This window comes from Aeribacillus sp. FSL M8-0254 (genome assembly GCF_038008845.1).
GTDB lineage: Bacteria > Bacillota > Bacilli > Bacillales > Aeribacillaceae > Aeribacillus > Aeribacillus composti.
This window is the reverse complement of record NZ_JBBOZY010000001.1, coordinates 1,467,895-1,487,705: the sequence shown is the minus strand read 5'-3', so window position 1 is coordinate 1,487,705 and position 19,811 is coordinate 1,467,895. Positions and strand designations below refer to the sequence as shown.

Annotated in this window: 17 protein-coding genes and 2 pseudogenes; 5 read left to right on the top strand and 14 right to left on the bottom strand. The window is 41.3% G+C overall.

The annotated features are described in order from the left end of the window. The first annotated feature begins 166 nt into the window (after positions 1–166). The 4 genes from NSQ44_RS07240 (at position 167) to uraH (ending at position 4,454) form a co-directional block, all read left to right on the top strand. A complete protein-coding gene (locus NSQ44_RS07240) occupies positions 167–1,783 on the top strand; it encodes a PucR family transcriptional regulator (protein ID WP_340856259.1) in 1,617 nt (538 codons plus the stop codon). Positions 1,784–1,982: 199 nt separating this feature from the next. Further along, complete coding sequence (locus tag NSQ44_RS07235) at positions 1,983–3,290, top strand: nucleobase:cation symporter-2 family protein (protein WP_340856257.1); 1,308 nt, start codon at positions 1,983–1,985, stop codon at positions 3,288–3,290. A 20-nt stretch (positions 3,291–3,310) separates the two neighbouring features. Continuing rightward, entirely contained in the window at positions 3,311–3,820 is a 510-nt protein-coding gene (gene uraD / locus NSQ44_RS07230) for a 2-oxo-4-hydroxy-4-carboxy-5-ureidoimidazoline decarboxylase (protein WP_340856254.1), read from the top strand. Between the two features lie 271 nt (positions 3,821–4,091). Further along, positions 4,092–4,454, top strand: a complete 363-nt coding sequence (uraH, locus tag NSQ44_RS07225) for a hydroxyisourate hydrolase (RefSeq protein WP_340856250.1) — start codon at positions 4,092–4,094, stop codon at positions 4,452–4,454. A gap of 352 nt (positions 4,455–4,806) precedes the next feature. Here the strand turns inward: uraH and NSQ44_RS18995 are convergent. The 14 genes and pseudogenes from NSQ44_RS18995 to NSQ44_RS07165 all read right to left on the bottom strand — a co-directional run. Next, positions 4,807–4,878: pseudogene (locus NSQ44_RS18995) on the bottom strand (IS3 family transposase); the annotation flags it as partial. A gap of 290 nt (positions 4,879–5,168) precedes the next feature. Continuing rightward, positions 5,169–5,451 (bottom strand): annotated as a pseudogene (locus NSQ44_RS18990) (IS3-like element ISEnfa5 family transposase); the annotation flags it as partial. Positions 5,452–5,619: 168 nt separating this feature from the next. After that, positions 5,620–6,150 (bottom strand): (2Fe-2S)-binding protein, encoded by a 531-nt coding sequence (locus tag NSQ44_RS07220; protein WP_082829479.1) that lies wholly within the window; start codon positions 6,148–6,150, stop codon positions 5,620–5,622. After that, entirely contained in the window at positions 6,132–8,387 is a 2,256-nt protein-coding gene (gene pucD, locus NSQ44_RS07215) for a xanthine dehydrogenase subunit D (protein WP_340856247.1), read from the bottom strand. Before pucD ends, NSQ44_RS07220 begins: the two co-directional genes overlap by 19 nt. Before the next feature lie 50 nt (positions 8,388–8,437). After that, complete coding sequence (locus tag NSQ44_RS07210; protein WP_340856243.1) at positions 8,438–9,307, bottom strand: FAD binding domain-containing protein; 870 nt, start codon at positions 9,305–9,307, stop codon at positions 8,438–8,440. A gap of 99 nt (positions 9,308–9,406) precedes the next feature. Then, positions 9,407–9,607 (bottom strand): hypothetical protein, encoded by a 201-nt coding sequence (locus NSQ44_RS07205; RefSeq protein WP_340856242.1) that lies wholly within the window; start codon positions 9,605–9,607, stop codon positions 9,407–9,409. 143 nt (positions 9,608–9,750) lie between these two features. Beyond that, complete coding sequence (locus NSQ44_RS07200) at positions 9,751–10,776, bottom strand: XdhC family protein (protein ID WP_340856241.1); 1,026 nt, start codon at positions 10,774–10,776, stop codon at positions 9,751–9,753. 62 nt (positions 10,777–10,838) lie between these two features. Next, positions 10,839–11,537 carry an NAD(P)H:quinone oxidoreductase gene (wrbA, locus tag NSQ44_RS07195; RefSeq protein WP_340856239.1) on the bottom strand — a complete coding sequence of 233 codons (699 nt, stop codon included), beginning with the start codon at positions 11,535–11,537 and terminating at the stop codon, positions 10,839–10,841. Between the two features lie 93 nt (positions 11,538–11,630). Then, complete coding sequence (locus NSQ44_RS07190; RefSeq protein ID WP_340856237.1) at positions 11,631–12,893, bottom strand: amidohydrolase family protein; 1,263 nt, start codon at positions 12,891–12,893, stop codon at positions 11,631–11,633. Further along, positions 12,859–14,217, bottom strand: coding sequence for an amidohydrolase family protein (locus NSQ44_RS07185; RefSeq protein ID WP_340856235.1), 1,359 nt, complete (start codon positions 14,215–14,217; stop codon positions 12,859–12,861). The genes NSQ44_RS07190 and NSQ44_RS07185 overlap by 35 nt, the downstream gene beginning before the upstream one ends. A gap of 42 nt (positions 14,218–14,259) precedes the next feature. Then, complete coding sequence (locus tag NSQ44_RS07180; protein WP_340856232.1) at positions 14,260–15,270, bottom strand: ABC transporter substrate-binding protein; 1,011 nt, start codon at positions 15,268–15,270, stop codon at positions 14,260–14,262. A 123-nt stretch (positions 15,271–15,393) separates the two neighbouring features. Beyond that, on the bottom strand, positions 15,394–16,734 hold the full coding sequence (locus tag NSQ44_RS07175) for an FAD-binding oxidoreductase (RefSeq protein WP_340856230.1): 1,341 nt from the start codon (positions 16,732–16,734) through the stop codon (positions 15,394–15,396). Between the two features lie 52 nt (positions 16,735–16,786). Continuing rightward, positions 16,787–17,629: a creatininase family protein gene (locus NSQ44_RS07170; RefSeq protein WP_340856227.1), complete on the bottom strand. Its 843-nt coding sequence runs from the start codon at positions 17,627–17,629 to the stop codon at positions 16,787–16,789. A gap of 164 nt (positions 17,630–17,793) precedes the next feature. Further along, entirely contained in the window at positions 17,794–18,162 is a 369-nt protein-coding gene (locus tag NSQ44_RS07165) for a Na-translocating system protein MpsC family protein (protein WP_063386888.1), read from the bottom strand. A 176-nt stretch (positions 18,163–18,338) separates the two neighbouring features. Between NSQ44_RS07165 and NSQ44_RS07160 the strand changes: the two genes are divergently transcribed. After that, a complete protein-coding gene (locus NSQ44_RS07160) occupies positions 18,339–19,676 on the top strand; it encodes a 5'-deoxyadenosine deaminase (protein ID WP_063386887.1) in 1,338 nt (445 codons plus the stop codon). The last annotated feature ends 135 nt before the right edge of the window (positions 19,677–19,811 follow it).

Sequence of the window (19,811 nt, the reverse complement as noted above, 5' to 3'; positions counted from 1 at the left end):
TTTTCTATTCAAAATAAGCAAATATCCTTGTTACATTTTGTTCCATAAAATGTGAATTTACTTTATTTTATCGTTATTCTTTTTCATATACATTGGCAATTTTGATATAAATTTCACCATCTTTTGTGCATGTTCACTAAAATTTGAAGACAAAGGGGCTGAAAAAATGAAAATTTCCGAAATATTAAAAATTCCCGTTATGAAAAATGCCAAGCTCATCGCCGGCCATAACGGAAAAGATCGAGAAGTTTTCAGCGTCAATATGATGGATGCACCGGATATCATCGATTTCCTGAAACCGAATGAACTGCTTGTAACAACTGCCTTTCATTTAAAAGACAATCCGAATGATCTGCTCGCACTCATCAAAAATATGGCGGATCAGCAATGTGCAGGGTTGGCAATTAAAATGAAGCGATTTTTGGAAGAAATTCCGGAGGCTTGCCTGAAGTATGCAAATGAAAAAAATTTCCCAATTATTGAATTGCCGATTGAGGTTACGTTAGGAGAGGTTGTGAACCAGACATTAAGCTATATATTGGACAAACGGACAAACGAATTGCTCAATGCGATTGAAATCCATCAGCAATTTACAAACCATATTTTAAGAGGAAAAGGGCTCGTCTCATTACTGGAAAATTTGGCAAACTTGATCGGCTGTCCAATTTTACTGTTGGATCAGCACTTTCAAATGATTGCTTCTTCATCTTCCGTTTCATCGAGTCTGCCGGAAATCGAGGAAATGTACACAGACGGATTTCGCTTTTTCTTACAGCCAAGCTCTTACACTTGTTTTTCCATTATTTCTAGTAAACGAACTGTTTCCGTTTTTCCCATTTACACTCATGAAAGCAACAGCGGATGTTTAATTGTTTTTGATGCCATTCCTTTTCACAGTCCTTCGCTTGTGTTGACGATCGAACAAGCGACAAATGTCATTTCATTTGAATTGATGAAAAAAAATGCTCTTAAACAACATAAACGAAAAGTTCAAAATGAATTTTTTATCAATTTTACAGATGGCGCCTTTCAATCAAAAGAAGAGATTGTCATTAAAGCAAAAGAATTTAAAATTCGCAATGATCAATCGTATTTTTGTGCAGCAGGAAAATTGGATGAAAGAAAAAAATCTTTAACGTTTACACAATTCCATAAAGAAAATGAACGGATTTTTGAATTTATGGAAAAAGAAGCTGATGCGTTCCCAAATCCTGTTCATTTTTTTGTGAAGGGGAACGTAGGCATTTTGCTCTTCCCGATTCAAAAATCATGGCTGGAGCTTCATTCTTCCATCATGCCGTTTTTAAAGGAATTGCAAGCGAAAATTAGAAGCAGGTTCCAACGGACTGTCTCATTCGGCGTCGGCAGTCTTTGCCAACAATTTTTAGATGTAAAAAAAGGCTATAAAGAAGCGTTGGAAGTGCTGGAAGAAGAACAGTATTCCGGAAATCAAGAATTCATTCAAATTCATAAGAAAAAAGATATTTATACGCTATTGAAAATGATTCCAAAAGAAGAGCTGATTGATTTTTACGAACAGATTTTGACAAACCTTTCAGACCCGGCAGACACTGAAAAACAGGCTCTGCTGCAAACGCTGTTTTTATTTTTGGAAAATCATTGTCAAATTTCTGAAACAGCCAAAAAACTTTTCGTTCATCGCAATACGGTGATCTATCGATTAGAAAAATGCGAGGAGCTCATCGGAAAAAGCTTAAAGGATCCAGAAGCCACTATTAGCCTCCGCTTGGCATTCCGCATAAAAAATTTGCTTCAATTATAAAAAAATTGAGGCAAGAGCTTTAGTAAATGAAAATGTAATTTGTCTATAAAGCTTTAGATACATTAACTAAATTTTGCAAAAACGATTATGTAATTCAACCAATGACTTCACTACATCGTTCTTTTATTATGAAAAACAAATAACATCTAGTGTTAGATTTTTTTACATAAGAGGAGGAGAGGTCACTTGACAAACCAAAATGGAGGAACTCATTTTTTTCACTTGGTTGCAGCATGTACTGGCGATGTATGCAGGCGCCATTGTTGTTCCTCTTGTTGTCGGAGGAGCGTTAAACCTTTCGACGCAGGAGCTGTCATATCTAGTTGCGATTGATTTATTGACATGCGGAATCGCCACCCTGCTGCAGGCGTTCAAAACAAAATATTTCGGCATTGGTTTACCTGTCATATTAGGTGCTTCATTTGTTGCTGTTACACCGATGATCGGGATCGGAAAAGAGTACGGCATCAATGCAATCTATGGATCGATCATTGCCGCAGGAATATTCATTATTCTTTTTGCTCCGCTCTTTGGCAAAATAACAAGATTATTGTTCCCGCCGGTCGTGACAGGTACAGTTGTCACCCTTATAGGACTGTCCTTAATACCGGTCGGGATTAAAAACATGGCGGGCGGTGCAGGAAGTCCGAAATTTGGCGATCCGGAAAATTTGCTCCTTTCATTTGGGGTTTTTCTTTTGATTTTGTTTATGAATCGATTTTTCACAGGCTTTTTTCGGGCAATCTCTGTGCTTATCGGGATTATCGCGGGTACGGTCACCGCGGCTTTTATGGGAGAGGTTGATGTGAAAGAAGTAATGCAAGCTTCATGGATTCATTCTCCGAAATTTTTGTATTTCGGTACACCTACTTTTGAGCTTGTGCCGATCTTTACAATGACATTAGTGGGCATTGTCATCATGATTGAATCGACTGGCGCCTTTTTAGCCCTAAGCAAAATTTGCGGAAAAGATCTTAACGACCAAGATCTTGCGCGCGGATATCGTGCCGAAGGATTGGCTTTCATCATCGGCGGTTGTTTGAACGCTTTCCCGTACAACACGTTTGCTCAAAACGTCGGACTTGTGCAGCTGACAAATATAAAAACGAGAAGTGTTGCGATCGTTGCCGGCTTTATACTTGTCACCCTTGGATTTATTCCGAAAATTGCTGCTTTTGCCACGATGATCCCAACATCTGTATTAGGGGGAGCAATGGTGATCATGTTTGGCATGGTCGTTGCTTCAGGCATTAAAATGTTAAGCACTGTTGATTTTCAACAGCAAAGCAATTTGTTAGTAATTGCCTGCTCCATTTCCCTCGGATTGGGTTCCACAGTTGTTCCTGATTTGTTTGCACAGCTGCCGCCTATGCTGCGAATTCTTTTTAGTGATGGGATTATAACAGGCAGTCTTACAGCCATCTTTTTAAACTTATTTTTTCACCATTTCTCACTGAAAAAATCTTCTGCTGCCGAACAGTTAAAACCGACAACGATCAAATTTTAAAAACGAAAGGAGAAAGCCGAATGGACATAGAACAAGTTAACCAACTCAGTGCGGCTGAATTTATTGAGAAGCTAGGCGGGATATTTGAAGATTCAACATGGGTGGCAGAAAAAGCAGAAAAATTCCGCCCGTTTTCTTCCGTGCAATCGCTTTTTTCCAAAATTGCTGAGATCGTGGATCAAGCTGACGAACACGAAAAATTGGCGCTTATTCGCAATCACCCTGCTTTAGGCGCAAGAACAAAAATGACCCGATTTTCGCAAACAGAACAACAAAAAGCGGGGCTGCAAAAACTGACAGATGAAGAATTCGATCGATTGTTAAAATTAAACGAAACGTATATGGAAAAATTTCAATTCCCGTTTATTTTGGCTGTGCGCGGCAAAACAAAGCAGGAAATATTTGCATCGATTGAACAGCGAATCAAAAACAATGCGGAAGCAGAGATAGAGCAAGCAATAGCAGAAATTAAAAAAATTGCCTATTTTCGACTGAAGGATATAGTGAAAGAAGAGAGAAACCTATGCTGACACGTACATTCCATTTTGATAGAACAAATTGACTTTCGTTATTTTTGATCTTTTGCACAGTACGAAGCCATATTCTTTTTAAGCTCCATAAATGGCGGTACAGCTGAATCTGCTGAGAAATAATAACAAAAGAAATTACACGCTGGTTAAATAGTGAAAGAAAGCCGTGATTCAAATGCCATGCCCCGTCAGACAAGCGCTTCCAAAGTAACAAAACGGGCTTCCAAAATGAAAAACGAGACAAATAAAAAGGTCAATAAGGAGATGGAGTATGAAAGGATTAACAACACATATTTTAGATTTAACTCACGGTACGCCTGCACAAAACGTCAAAATCGAGCTGTTTTCTATTACAGATCAAAACGAAACGGAAAAACAGCTGCTCAAAACCGCATTCACAAACGAAAACGGTCGGGTTGACGAACCGCTCATCACTGTGCAGCAATTAACACCGGGAACTTATGAACTTCTGTTTTACATTGGAGATTATTTTAAAAACAAAGGTTTATCCTTGAAGGAACCGCTGTTTCTTAATCACGTCGTCGTCCGCTTCGGCATTTCTGATGCAAATACCCATTACCATGTTCCATTGCTTATTTCACCGTGGGGGTATCAAGTGTATCGGGGAAGTTAATCGGATACAAATACTTTCTTCAACAACGTCATGAAAAAACGGGGCCTCCCAAAAGTCAGTTACGCTGACTTTTGGGAGGCTCCCTTTATTTAAAAAAACAAAAAAAATCGTCTAGTTGGTAGAATGGAATCCGTCAAGGAAAGCACTTGACCGCTTCCATCTACCAACTTAGTGGTCTGCAAGCTGACGAAGGAGCTACTCTAGATTGAGTATCAATCTCGCTAACTTATTTCCGGAATTGTGTGAACATCACAGAATATGGTGATGAGACAAAGAAAATAACTTTCTTAAAGGGATTGTCCAAAAGTTGAACTGTCCCCTGTCAAGCAGACAGTGGAAATCATAAATTGCTTTAAACGGCTTGAGCTCTAAATTCTAATGGGCTTAAGCCGTTTAATTTTTCTTGATCGCGTTTGTTATTATAAAACTCTTAATCGCTTGTTGTAACGCTTTAAACGTTTCATATCGTTTCAGATCATACCTTTCACACGTTCAGGTTGCCCAAAAAGATTCCATTGGGGCGTTTTCCATGCAGCGTCCCACTCTTGACATACTATGTGTTCGCTTTGCTTCGATTATTCGCTTCTTAAGCCCATGAGATGTACTATAAATCAAAAGTTGTTTATGTTCTTTTAAACTTGTGATAGATTAAGTCCTGAATGTTGTGTAAAAAAGCAGCGGTGATGTGATTTGCCAGGAATCTAGGGCAGGGTTGGACTTGACCCTTGCGATAGCGTGATCAACTGTTTGAAACACAAGTTGATGATTGTTCGAATGCCCTAATACATAACTATACAGATCTAGAATTGCACTCAAATACGCTTTTTTACCGTTTCCTATCTTGAATTCCGTGACATCCGTCAGCCATTTTTCATTTGGCTTACTTGCTAAAAAATTTGCGATTTAATACATTCTCAGCCACATGCACCGCTGATGATGAAACGTAACGGTTCTTTTTACAACGAATTACAGATTGAATACCGGTTGTTTTCATCAGGCATATATTCGTTTATGGGTCACTTATTTTCGATGTATGACGAATTTCACTCGGCGATAGCCATAAATTTTTAACGCTGCAGACAAGGAAACAAGCCGAAAAACGCTAAAATCTATAATTTCTTTCAACTGATCATGTTAAAAAAAATCGCCGAACTGCTCCGCCTTCTTAACATTTGCTGTCTAAGCGAGAAGTTTCTTTTTCAGCAAGCTTTTGAACTGCTCTAATAATACCGGAGTAGCCTGTGCATCGGCAAAGATTTCCTGATAAACCGTCAACTATTTGCTGACTAGTTGGATTCGGATATTGATCCAAAATCGCTTTGACAGCCATAATCATTCCTGGGGTGCAATATCCGCATTGGAAACCTCCCTCTTCCAAAAACGCCTGCTGAATCGGATGAAGCCCTTTTTCCGCAAGTCCTTCAATTGTAACAATTTCTTTTTCATTTGCTTGATAAGCTCTGACTAAGCAGGCATTCACTAGCCTGCCGTTCATGATGACAGAACAGGCGCCGCAGCGGCCAATTCCGCAGGAAATCTTTGTGCCAGTCAGATGCAGCTGCTCTCTTAAAATGTCAACTAGCCGTGCGGCCGGATGAATCTCAAGCTCTTTCTTTTTGCCATTCACAAAAATCGACATGCGCATTCGTTCTTCAGACGGTAATTTTATGCTTGCGCTCATTTGCTTGTCAGCCATTTGCTCATCTCCGTTTCCATCATCTTATTGACGATTTCTTCCCTTGATACCGGCAGCTTATTCACCCAGATGCCAGTCGCATCATAAATGGCCGTTGCGATGGCAGGGGCAACAGCAACCGTGCCAATTTCCCCGACGCCTCTTGGCCCATATTCATCCTCTTCGCACAACTCCTCGATTGCGGTGATGTCAATCGAAAGGGGAACATCTTTTATCGTCGGAATTAAATACGTATCAAAGTTTTCCGTTACATATGTTCCGTTTTCCATCAGCGCTTCTTCCGTTAATGTATAGCCTAACGCCATCACGGATCCGCCTTCAATTTGTCCCAAATATCCTTGCGGAAAAATAACAGGACCAGCGGCAACGGCTTGCTCTAATTGTTTTACACGAACAAATCCAGTTGCCAGATCCACTTCCACCTTAACAGCACAAGCTGCAAACGAATATAAAAAATGTCCGCCTGGTATGGAGCAAGGGGTTGTCGGAAAGTCAAATCGAGTTTCAATGATCAGCGGCTTGTCTATCGTTTGTTCCGCCAGTTCTTTGTATGAAATCAGCAGCTCATCTTGGTGCCAAACACCTTTTTCGCCTATTTTTAATTGACTGACGGGAACATCCGTACATTGCGAGGCTCTTTCCACCAGGCTGTTTTGAAACGGAGCTTTCATCCGTTGAATGGCTTGCCAAACCATGCTCGTACCCCTTGAAGCAGTGGATGAGCCTGAACGCGGGACTTTGTCCGTATCGCCGATGACAATGTATAAATCCTCTCGGGAGCAGCCTATTGCTTGAATGGCAATTTGTTCAATCACTGCGAGCAAGCCTTGGCCAAATTCTTCAAACCCAAAAGCAATTTCGATTTTTCCTTCCTCGTTCAATGAAATTCTCCCTCCAGCCGGATCTAAACGTCCATAGCCCAGCCCTCCGCCGTGCATGGTGATTGCCACTCCGACGCCTGTCTTAATCAAGCCGTTATGATCTTGTTTTCGGCAGCTGTTCAATAGTTTCGATTGGCTGATCTGTTTTAAAACTTGTTGAGCGCCGTCAGTTGGGGCGATTTTTTGCCCGACAGGACCGGGATCATGTGCCTGGCGCAGATTTTTTTTTCTGAGTTCAAGCGGACACATTCCAAGCTTGACCGCCAAGCGATCGATTTGCCCTTCCAGTGCGAAGGTTACTTGGTTTCCTCCAAAGCCTCTAAATTCACCGGCAACGCCGTTATTCGTAAAAACCGAATAGCCTTCAACTTGAATATTTGGGATCATGTATGGGCCTATCGCATGTTCAACCGCAAAATCCAATACTGCGGGGCCTAACGTTGCATATGCGCCGGTATCCGCTATAATTCGCACTTGATGGGCGATGATTTTGCCGTTTTTTTTCGCACCTGTTTTCATTTTAATTTTCATCGGATGCCTTTTGATTCCTGACCGCACCGATTCCCTTCTCGTTTGATGAATTTTTACAGGAAATCCCGTTTTCAGCGCCAATAAGGCTCCGTACGGCTGGATGTTTAATTCGTCTTTTCCGCCAAAAGAGCCGCCAAGCGGGCTTGAGACGACGCGGATGTCTTCTTCCGGCATATTTAAAATGCGGGCTAATTGATAGCGGTCTTTATATCCATGCTGAGTGCCGGCATACACCGTCAAAGTGCCGTCTTTTTCCGGAACAAACACTCCGCCCTCTGTTTCCATGTACGCATGCATTTGCCTTGGAAGTTGATACGTTTCCTCCACAATACAGTCGCATGATTGAAATGCTTCTTCCACATTGCCGCTTTGATAAGATGCTTGGTGTAGGATATTCCCGTTCGGATGGAGCTGCGGAGAAGAAGGGAGCATAGCCTGTTCCGGATCATCAACAACCGGCAGCGGCTCATATTCCACTTCGATCAGCTGAAGCGCCGCTTCGGCGATTTCCTCTGTTTCCGCAGCAACAGCCGCGACAGCATCGCCGACAAAACGAACTTTATCTTTGCATAAAACAGGCTGATCAGGAAAGATTAAGCCAAACCCGTTTAAACCTAAAACATCCTTGCTTGTAATGACAGCCCGAACTCCCGGCAATTCCTCCGCTTTTTCCGTTGAGATCGAAACGATATTGGCATGCGGATATTCGCTTCGCAAAATTTTTGCAAACAGCATATTCGGAAACGAAAGATCTGTTAAAAACTTTAAATGTCCAGTTACTTTTTCTACTCCGTCCGGTCTGATGCACACTTGTTTCAATCTCAATCCCTTCCCTTCTTCATAATCCAAATTGAAAAAGCTCGTATTTGAATATATTAATCTTTCTCCTCTAATTTTTTTAATTCTGCTATGACTATGTTGGCGGCGACCCGCCTGCGGTAATCCGCTGAAAAAAAAGCATCGCCGACAGGTTGAAATTCAGAAAAGAGCGCCTCATGCACCTTTTTTAGCAAAGCGGACTCAACCTTGCGTCCGGCCAGCAATTGCTCCGTTATTCTTAATCGCCTTGGACGATTCTCGCCTCCGCCTGCTGCCAACCGCGCAAAGTCAATTGTTCCGTTGTCATTTTGGCCGATTATCCCTGCAATGGTGACGACAGAGCCTGAAAACGCCTCTCTCCTCCCAATTTTTTGATAAAAATGGACATATGATGGCGGACCTGAAATTTCCGGCACCACTATTTCCGTTATAAGATCATCCTTGAATTCTTCATTCAACCAATGATCTAAATCGATTTTTTTTATGTCGTCCCCATCAAAACAACCGATTTTCGCTTCCATCACTAACAGGGCGGGGATGGCATCACCAATTGTTGAGGCGACGTTTCCTCCGATCGTTCCAAGATTGCGCACGGCTGGTGCAGCAATGGTCTTGACAGCTTTGGTCAATAAAGGCCATTTCGCTTTTATAATGGGATGGCGGAGGCAGTCAGCCAATCGGATAAGCGCCCCCAAGTGAAGAAAGTTTTGGCCGCCATCTTCTTTTTCATATATCGCTTCTAAAATTTTTATGTTCTCAAGGCTGATTAAATGAGATGGCTGCGGTGCTCCTTTTTCCCATTTTGTTTGCCATAATGTTCCGCCGGCTATAAAGTGTGATTCTAATTGCAATAGCTGCCGCAATCGCCATGCTTCTCTTAAATCTGTTGGCATCCATATTTTTGAGGACAATGTTTTCAACTTCATCCCCTTCCTTTGATAGTAAAATAACGTGCTTTTGCAACCATATTGCGATAAGAAACGGAAATGGCTTGTTGACGTCCGCATTTGACCGATTGTGCACCATTATCGCCTGTCCGCTTCCTTAAATAGGGATAACAAAATCGGCGGACTCGGCAAGCGATCCAGCTTGGCAGCATCCTCATCAAACAACTTATTGCTGCGTATCAAGTTTCGTATTGAAAAATGAGATCGTTGATGATTTCCAGTTGAATAAACGGCTGTTTGGTGCAATTGCACCGCTTGCTCTGCTATCGACTTTTCCAAGCCGACTGTAAAAGAACTCTAAAAAGGGGCTTGACAAGTTTAGATACAGCGTCGGTACATAACCATCGGTTCGTCTATTGGTCAAGTGAACTTTGGCATTCCGATTAGCACCTGGCTTTTTGTGAAATGTGATTGCGGCTTCATTATGCACGCACCTTATGAGGAGATCGAAGCTTTTTCAATTGAATTAATTCTGCTAAAATGCTGATCGCGATTTCTTCAGGGCCTTCTGCCCCAATAGACAAGCCGACAGGTGAATGAACGTTTCGGGGAATTTCCTGGTCTCCCAGCAAGCGTTTTGTCCGTTCTTTTGAACCGATGACCCCGATATATCGCAGGTTTTGCTGCAACAACAGCTTTAAAAGCTCTTGATCCTGTTGAAATTGGTGTGTCAGCAGAACAACAAAATCGCGGGGGGAAAAAGATATTTTCGTTGCCGCTTCCCGCGGGAAAGCGATGATAAGCTGATCGGCATCAGGAAAACGCCATCTATTGCACAACGCTTCTCTCCAATCACTAACGATAACCGAAAAACCGGTCCGTGAAGCGAAATGCGACAGTGGTACAGCATCCGAACCGGCACCGAAAATAATCAATCTCGGTTTAGGCTCAAATCGCTGAACATAAACATATGAGGACAGTTCATTGACCCAAACTAATCCGCTTTTCTCTTGCTCAGCTATGGCATCGATTTGTTTCGGCACCGCACCAGCCCATTCCCCGAACGTTTCCGTGTCTTCTGTAAAAAATAAATAATTGATTACGGAAAAATTTTTGCCGAGTTGTTTTACGATGAAAACGTCCTTGCCGTTTTGAAGCAAATCATGCATCCGGGATAAATGCTTTCGCAAACGGTCATCGATGCACTCCAACAGGATGCGTATGACGCCGTTGCAGCCGGCGCCTTTTCCCCACGACAAGTCATCTTCGCTTTTCAAGTCATATACGATACATTGCGACTCGCCCTCAAGCAAAAGCTTCGCCCTTTCTTGCAGGTCATTTTCAAGGCAACCGCCGCTTATTACGCCGATTGTTTCCCCATCCTCCTGAATCAGCATTGCTGCTCCTTCTTTTCGGTAAGCGGAGCCTTCCACATCAATAATAGTGGCTAGCACAGCTTTTTTTGGCTCAGTTGTTGCAATCTTTAAAATTTCATGGATATAGTCCATAACAATTCCCCTTCTTATGAAAGAAAAGTAATGAGAATGATTGTTTTGTTCAAACGCAATCATCAGCTGTTTCTTTCTCTTTGCATGCACAATGCGTTGGCAATATACGCCACGTTTCTCCCCAGGCGACCGGCCATTTTTAATTCGTCATCAGACGGCTTTCGCGAACCATCAGGGCCGGCTAAAACTGTTGGTCCATACGGAGTTCCGCCAATGGGGGCGTCCGTTAAATATTCCGGATTTTGAGTATAAGGTAATCCGATAATGATCATTCCGAAATGGAGAAGCGGTACGATGGATGTTAAGATGGCCGCTTCATGCCCGGAATGAATGGAACCAGCGCTTGTAAAGATGCCCGCGGGCTTTCCCTCCAGTACGCCTTCCACACAAAGGTCGCCGATAGTTTCTAAAAAATATTTAACTTGGGACGGCATCGATCCAAAATACGTCGGAAATCCCCATATCACTCCATCTGCCCAGTGGAAATCTTCTATTTCCGCTGTTTTAAATATTTTCTGCTTTTCGCTTTCACGCTCATAATTTTCTTTTCTTTTTCCAATTTGAAATGTTGCGGAAATTCCGTTTTTATCAATCATCAACGGATTTTCTCTAATAGCCGGAATTAAACGATCAGTAAATTCGGGAATTTTTACACATCGTACATCTGTTTTCTCAATCGCCTTTGCTCCTTCGCAAACTGATTGCGCCATTTGTCTTATATGTCCGAAAGCACTATAAAAAACAACTAAAATATTTGCCATAAAGCTTTCTGCTCCTAACCTTTTAAAATTACAAATAAAAACCGATTTGAATATTTCTATATCAGTATTGGGACAGAATCAAAGCCTTTTAAATTACATATAAAAAACGGTTTCCATCGGATTGGTGTGAAGCAAAACTCTGCCCTTCTTTATCACATAGCGGCAATGGGGCTGAAGGCGAATCAAATCTATAGCATGATCAACCGGGAACGTAATGATATTTGCTTCATTTCCTACCTTTATTCCGTAATCGTTGATTTGCAGAGCTTTAGCTCCGTTTATCGATATCATGTTAATCAATTCCTCCAATTCCTTCATTCCCGTTAAATGACCTGCATGAGCAGCCATATGTGCAGCCTGCAATATATTCCCGTTACCTAACGGATAAAACGGGGTCATGATATCGTCATGGGCGATGCAAACATTGATATTTTTTTGCAGCATCTCTTTTATTCTCGTAATCCCTCGCCCTTTAGGATAGGAATCATATCTTCCTTGCATTGCCGTGTTGATCAGAGGACAAGCTACAATATGAATTTTGGAACTCGCAATCAAATCTAATAATTTGGCAGCATAATTATCCGGATAATAGGCCATTGCACACGCATGACTTGCAGTCACTTTGTCCTCCAGTCCTGATGAAATCGCCAATGATGCAACTGTTTCAATAAACCTCGATTGCGGATCATCGATTTCGTCACAAAAGAAATGAAGAAATAGGCCGTATTTTTCAGCCAAAGAAAAGCAGAATCGAATGGATTCGATCCCTTCCTCCCTCGTTCTTTCCAAGTGAGGAACAGCACTGACCCCGTCAGCGCCCAGCTTGATTGCTTCAAGCATCCGTTCCTGATTTTCCGGACATGAGAATAAACCATTTTGAGGAAAAGCAATGATTTGCAAATGGATGATATCCTGCAAGTCTGATTTCAGCTTCAGCAATGTTTTGAAAGCAACGAGACGTTCATCGGAAATATCTGCGATCGCTCTTACATATAAAACACCGAATTTCATTAACTGATTCAGCGCCTTCCTGGCTCGCTCGTAGACATCTTCCATCGTCAAAGTTTGCTTCCGTTCGTTCCATAATAAAATTCCTTCTAATATCGAGCCGCTTTGATTCCAGCTCGGCTCTCCGGCAGTAAATGCCGTATCAAGATGAATATGTGGTTCGACAAATGGCGGCATGGCTAAATCTCCACAGCCGTCTATCACTGCTTTTCCTTGCAGGGGATAAGGGGAAATTTCAGCAATGATCCCGTTTTGAATCCCGATAAAATGATGCCTTTCTTGATTGGGCAGTCTGATATTTTCTAATACAAGGTCATACATATTGTAAATTCCTTTCAAATTTTGCATATTGGCTTTCCGTCTCGTGCTGATACATCAACAACTGGCGATCGTTCCAATGTTCAGCTTTTTTAGATTGATAGAGCAGTTTTCCGTTTCGAAACACATATCTTTCAACAGGCAGATTCGTAAAGATGTCTTCTACTGATCTAGCTTTTAATAGAACGAAGCTTGCCTTCGTTCCGCATCTTACACCGTAATTTTTTAAATTTAATAATTTTGCCGGATATTCGGTAATCATCCGAATAATTTGTTTTAGGCCTTCACCGCTTCCTAAATGGGCAACATATGCAGTTAGCAAACCGATTTGCAGTAAATCCGCCTTCCCGAATGGATGAAATGGATCATGAACATTATCGGAAGCAGCCGCAAGCGTTGCCCCGCTTTGCAAAATTTCATGAATTCTTGTGACGCCGCGGCGGACAATCCCTTGATCAAATCGACCTTGCAAGTACATATTGGCACCCGGCAGCGTCACCGCTCCAATTTGTGCCGCCGCCATCCGTTCAATTAAAGAAAGAGCTTTTTCTTGTTCCATTGGCGCCAAAGAGCAAAGGTGGCCGGCTACAACTCGATTGTGAAATTGCCGCTCCATTGTTTTTTGGATAATATAATCCAGTGTGCATACGTTCGGATCATCACTTTCATCTACATGCAAATCAATCGGTTTGTCGTACTTTTCTGCCAACGAAAACAAACCGTCAATTTGCTTCTCATGGTTTTCAGCTAAATGAGGAGCTCCGCCAATTCCATCAGCCCCCATTTTGATCGCTTGTTCAATCCATTCCAGCTCTCGTTTTGAATCGTCGTCAGGCAGTAAAAACATTGGAATGACTTGAATCGTAATGTATTGTTTTAATTTTTCTTTTACGTTTAAAACAGCTGTCAACGCCCGGAACACGACGTCTTCCCCTAAAGGCAATTCAAAATTGACATGTGTGCGAATGGCTGTTGTACCATGGCTTAGTGCATTCAGTGCAGTTTTCATCGCCCGATACTCAATTTCTTCCACCGTAAAATGGGGAGATTGCTTCCGGTAATTTATTACTGCTTCTTGAAGCGTCCCGCTTGCGTTCGGAACTTTCCTGAGAGAATAGGCTTTATCTAAATGCATATGAGCATCAACAAAGCCGGGCAGCAACACATATCCTTGACAATCAATGAATGAATCGGAGGATGAGTTAAGGGCATCTAAAGTTTTAAAGTCTTCGCGCTGAAGATAAGAAGGCTGCTTTGTGATTTTTTCATATCGATCATCGTTAATGATGATTTCAAAGAGAGAACCAGGATCTTCAAGCGGCAGACAAACATTCAGCAAATGCAGTTGACTCATAGCTTTCTCCCCTTTTTGTCCAACTTGCTCCGAGGCGCATTTTTAATTTTTCGCCAAAAATTCGTTCGTGTAGGCATTGGCGATATCTTCTTTCTTTTTAATTAAACCTAGTTCATAGAGTTGATTTTGCAAGGTGTTCCACCGTTCTTGAGACATATAGCCGAAGCCGTGATCTTTCGCATCGTGCCCGAAAATTAAGTTCAGCTGCTGTTCAGCCCCATATTCGAGCGCCTCCATTGATAAATCAGGATTATATTCATGTATAAAAGGATTTACTTCATCCGAATGATCTTTATAATACTTCCACCCTTTCGTTGTCGCTTCCATAAACCGTTTGACGAGATCAGGTTTTTCTTTGACCATTTTTTCGGTTGTAAATATTACATTGCCATAAGGCTGGTAGCCGGAATCGTGTATGAGCAAATATTTCGTTTCGATTCCTCGCTGCTTTAAGGCGAAAGGCTCCGCCGTAATGTAGCATTGGGTAACTGACTCTTTATTCTCTATAAATGGAGTCAGCTGTCCGCTATATGCCATTTCTTTCACATCGTCGAGCTGATAAGCCTTTTTTATATATGCCCAGTACCCTGTTCCAGGTGCCGTGTACACCGTTCGCCCATTCAAATCGGAAAAATCTTTAATATTTTGATCAGCATGGTACAACAACGCCTGCGGATTCACTTGAAAAATGGCTCCGATCGCCACAATGGGTATTCCTTTATCGCGAGCTAATAAAATATCGTCAGCTTGAGTGATTCCAAAATCGGCTTCCCCAGATGCCACTATTTGAATGGGGGAAACTTGCGGCCCGCCTGGCTCTATTGTCATATCAATGCCTGCTTCTTTATAAAAGCCTTTCATCAAAGCTGCATAGTTGCCTCCATGTTCCGGTTCGGCAAACCAGTTCGTGACTTGCTTCACTTTTTCCAATTTTTCTGAGTCCTCTTTGACTTCTTCGTTATTAGTTGAAGCTGATTGGCTGCCGCATCCAGCTAAAAGAACGAGCAGAAATAAAATGAAGATTTTTGTATATCCCTTCCCTTTTGCCTGCATACGAATCCTCCTACTATTTTTGATATTTTTCTAGTTACATTTCTGCTTCATGCCAAGAACCTAGTGCCGATAATAAGAACTTTTTTCGGTATATTTCAGCCGTTTCAATTCATTTTCCCATCGTTACACTTGTGCATAAGAGGTGACGTCCGCTATTTTTCCTGGATTCAGCAAATGAAACGGATCATTTTTTTGCTTGATTTTTATGATTTCATCCATTCGTAAACTCCAACCACCGAATCCCAACAAATAAGTATGCGGATCATGCACTTTAGCTCCTATATTCAGGAAAAATTGTATGATTTCATACAGCCGTTTCTCGCTTGTAAAGCGAACGACCGGCAAGGCCGTTGGAATAATTGTTCCGTTTCTTTTTATAAATTCAAAATGAAGAAGGACTTCTTCACCAAATTCCTTTTTTAACAAATGGACTTGATGATAAAGGTGTTGAATATCAAACTCAACTTGTAAGTAAGTAATATTGTCTTCATTTTTGCAGGCCCACAGCGTGGAGTGGTTCCAAGTAAAATCCGAAAGGCGGACCCCTTTTCGATACTGCTTGGCAGGAATGGTATGTGCCAATATTCCTTTATGTTCGGAAACGAGTTCGACAAATTCACTTTTTGCTTTTTCATCGACCTCAATCATCGTTAACGTTTTTTCAGGCAAAATATATTGTTTTAAAGGAGCGAAATGCTTTGTCAAAGCTCCTTCACATACTGATAAGAGCCTTTTTTTCATAGTTTCTATGCCCGAAAATTGATGGGCGAAATTTATCGCTTCATCTAAATGGTCATGAAAAACCATTGCTTGCATCCAATCTGTTTTCTCCTCGATTGGCAATTGCAGCTCTGTCATGACACCTAAAGTTCCGTAATTGTGAATATATTGCTCGAGTTTATCGCCTGAAACAACAATTTTTCTCGGCTTTTCCTCAATTGTGTAAACGGAAGCGCTGTGCACATTGCCGTCCCACAAATTGCCCCATGTAATGGAGCCGATTCCTCCCGATCCTCCCGCCACAAAACCGCCAATCGTTGCTTGAATATATGTGCTCGGCATAATTCGCAGCTCTTTTCCGCTTCGCTCTAATATCCGTTCAAGTTTGCCGATTCTTATTCCCGCCTGTACCGTTACAGCGTTTTCGCCGATTTCAAGTACTTGATGAAACCTCGTCATGTCGATCACAATACCGCCTTGAAGAGGTACGGCCTGACCATAATTTCCTGTTCCAGCACCTCTGACCGTAATCGGAATTTTTCTTTTTACGGCGAATGATATTAACGAAACTAATTCCTCTTCTGACTCCGGAAAGGCGATGCAATCGGCCAGTTTATCCTTTAGCTTTTGTGCGAGAATGGGTGAATACCAATAATAATCTTTAGAAAATTTTCCTCTTGAAGCTGCATCGAACAGAACTTTTTCCTTCCCTAAAAACTGCTGTATTTCTTGTTTCCAAGCCATGCTTCCACACCTCCAAAGTTTTCTTTATGTTTGAAACAATTGATCATCCATTCTATGTCAAAGGACTGTACTGCTTTTCGGAAGAAATGTTGATGAGATCATCCATTTCGAATTCCGCCATTTCCCGCAAAACAACCGCCAGCTTTTCACCCAAACGGTTGGCGATGATTTCTCCCGTTTCTTTTGAAGCTTTTTTTGCATTTCCTAAAACCCCGGATTTCGAAATATCTTCCATCCTCCAAGCAACATAATGGCTGCCTTTTAATTGAAGATGCTGTGCGCTCTCCGGAAACTGGATGAACTCATCGGGACAAAGCTCTTTTTTCACCCAATCGGTTTTGAAGGAAAGAATGAAGGATGTTTCGATTTCTCCCCCGTGGATTCCGTATGCAGCCTCTTTTTCCTCAATGAGATCCTCTGAGACATTGAAGTCATAGCTGTTCAATCGGAAAGTCATCAAACCTGTTTCAATGCGGATATCGCGGGCAACGGAATTGAGTAAATCATGGTTTCCTCCATGTGAATTAAATAAGACGAATTTTCTAAATCCGCTTTTTTTCAGACTTGCGGCAATATCCTTGATCATTGCCTCTAAAGTGCTCCCTGATAATGAGATGGTTCCTGCATATCCGAGATGTTCGATGCTTTTGCTGTACGCAATTGGAGGCAAAATCCAAATATTATCTTCTTCTTTTAAATGTTTGCAAGCTGAATGCAAAATCCCCTCCGCTATTAAAGAATCAGTAAATACCGGTAAATGAGGCCCATGTTGTTCAACTGCGCCAACCGGCAAAATGATTAAAGCATTTTGCTTTGGCAATTCAGCAATTTCCTTACTCGTTAATCTTGCAAAAAATTTCTGTTCAAATGCTTCTCCCAGGTAGCGAAATTCCATGCCGTTTCCCCTCCGAACAAATGATTACTTTTGTGAAAAAAGAAAAGCCGCAGGAAAAGAAAAACAATAAGTTTTTTCTTTCCTACGGCTTGTTTCCATCCCGTAAACAGGATCAAAACAATACCGAATAATCTATGGATAACCTAAAGGACGGAAAACGTCCTTCAAGCTAACTCATTTTTTTTAAGAATAATTGTCATGCATGCTGAGCCAGTGGAAGGATCATAATCTTTTAAAACCGAAAAAACGTTTAGTCCGACAATTGTTTCCATTTTATATTTAAATCGCTTTTTAAATTCATCAATTAATAACGAATCTGCCCACATTGTCAAAGCTCCATCTACTTTTTCAAGAATTTGCAAAGCAGGATCCCGTTTATGCAACCCGAAAATTAAAATTTTTTCATCCGTTACTTCAACTCGCAGTTGAATCACACCTGTTTGAAAAATTTCTTTATTTACTTCGTTGTAAATTCTCGCAATATCTTTTTTTAATGATTGCCTCTGTTCTGTCAAAAGGCTTTTGTCTTTCAAAAAACCACCTCTTTTCTTAAAAATGATTTTACAATTTTTCAAAATGTTTGATTATTTCTTTGTTAAGTTTTTTTCCACATTTTTTTATTTTTGTCATAAATTCTTACACATTTATTGAATTTACCTGCATACATTCTTAAAATGAATTTCAATACTTATAGCAAGGAGAAAGGAATATGAAGAGCCTGTTGATCAAAAACGCACAAATTATTACGATGAATCATGCGGATGAAATTTTCACGGGAGATATTTTCATCGAAAATGGCATCATAAGCAACATAGGGAAAAATCTTGCATGTGACGCCGATCAAATCATCAATGCAGAAAATCGGACCGTCATTCCGGGCTTCATTCAAACCCATGTTCACCTATGTCAGACACTTTTCCGCTCACGGGCGGATGACTTAGAATTGTTAGATTGGCTGAAAAAACGAATTTGGCCATTGGAAGCAGCACATGATGAGGAATCGATCTATTATTCTGCATTGCTCGGCATTGGAGAATTGATTGAAAGCGGGACCACAACGATTGTCGATATGGAAACCGTTCACCATACAGAAGCAGCGTTTCAAGCGATTGCAGGAAGCGGAATCAGAGCTTTATCAGGCAAGGTGATGATGGATCGTGGCGACGATGTGCCAATGGAGCTTCGCGAAAAAACAGCTGATTCTCTCCAAGAAAGCGTTGATTTGCTTGAAAAATGGCATATGTTTGCAAACGGAAGAATTCAATATGCCTTTTCTCCCCGATTTGTCCTTTCATGTACAGAAGAACTGTTAAAAGAAGTTCAACGGCTTTCTGAAATATATCAAGTAAAAGTTCATACTCATGCAGCGGAAAATCAGGAAGAAATCATGCTGGTTGAACAGCAGACAGGGATGCGAAATATCGAATATCTTGACTATCTTGGACTTGCCAATAAACGATTGATTTTGGCGCACTGCATCTGGCTGGATGAAAAAGAAAAGAAAATCATTAAAGACAGAGGAGTAAATGTTAGCCATTGCCCCGGGTCTAATTTAAAATTAGCTTCAGGAATTGCGGATATTCCCGGGCTGATGGAAATGGGAGTTTCGTTAAGCTTAGGCGCAGACGGAGCGCCTTGCAACAATAATTTAAATATGTTTCAGGAAATGAAGCTTGCTGCCCTCATCCAAAAGCCGAAGCACGGCCCTTCCGCAATGAAAGCAAAAGAGGTATTTAAAATGGCGACCATCGGCGGGGCAAAAGCGGTCGGATTGGAAAAAGAGATTGGCAGTATTGAAATCGGCAAAAAGGCAGATTTAGTGATTCTAAATTTACATCATTTTCATACTTTCCCTTCCTTTGAGGCTGATCCGATTTCGCGGATCGTTTATTCTGCTTCAAGGGATAATGTAGAAACAACCATTATAAATGGGGAGATTATAATGGAAAACAAAAAAATAAAAACACTCGACAAAGAAATTGTTTTAAGAGAAGCAGACCGCTCGATCAAAAGAATGCTCAAAAAAGAAAAAGCAGTTTTCCACTGAAATCCGAAAAAGGGACTGTCTTAGAAAGTCAAAATCCATTGAAAACGAAACATCATAAACATTGATATATCAACATTTCTAAACCATTAAAGGGGCGTCTATAAGCCGGAAAATCGACTTATTAGACAGCCCCAC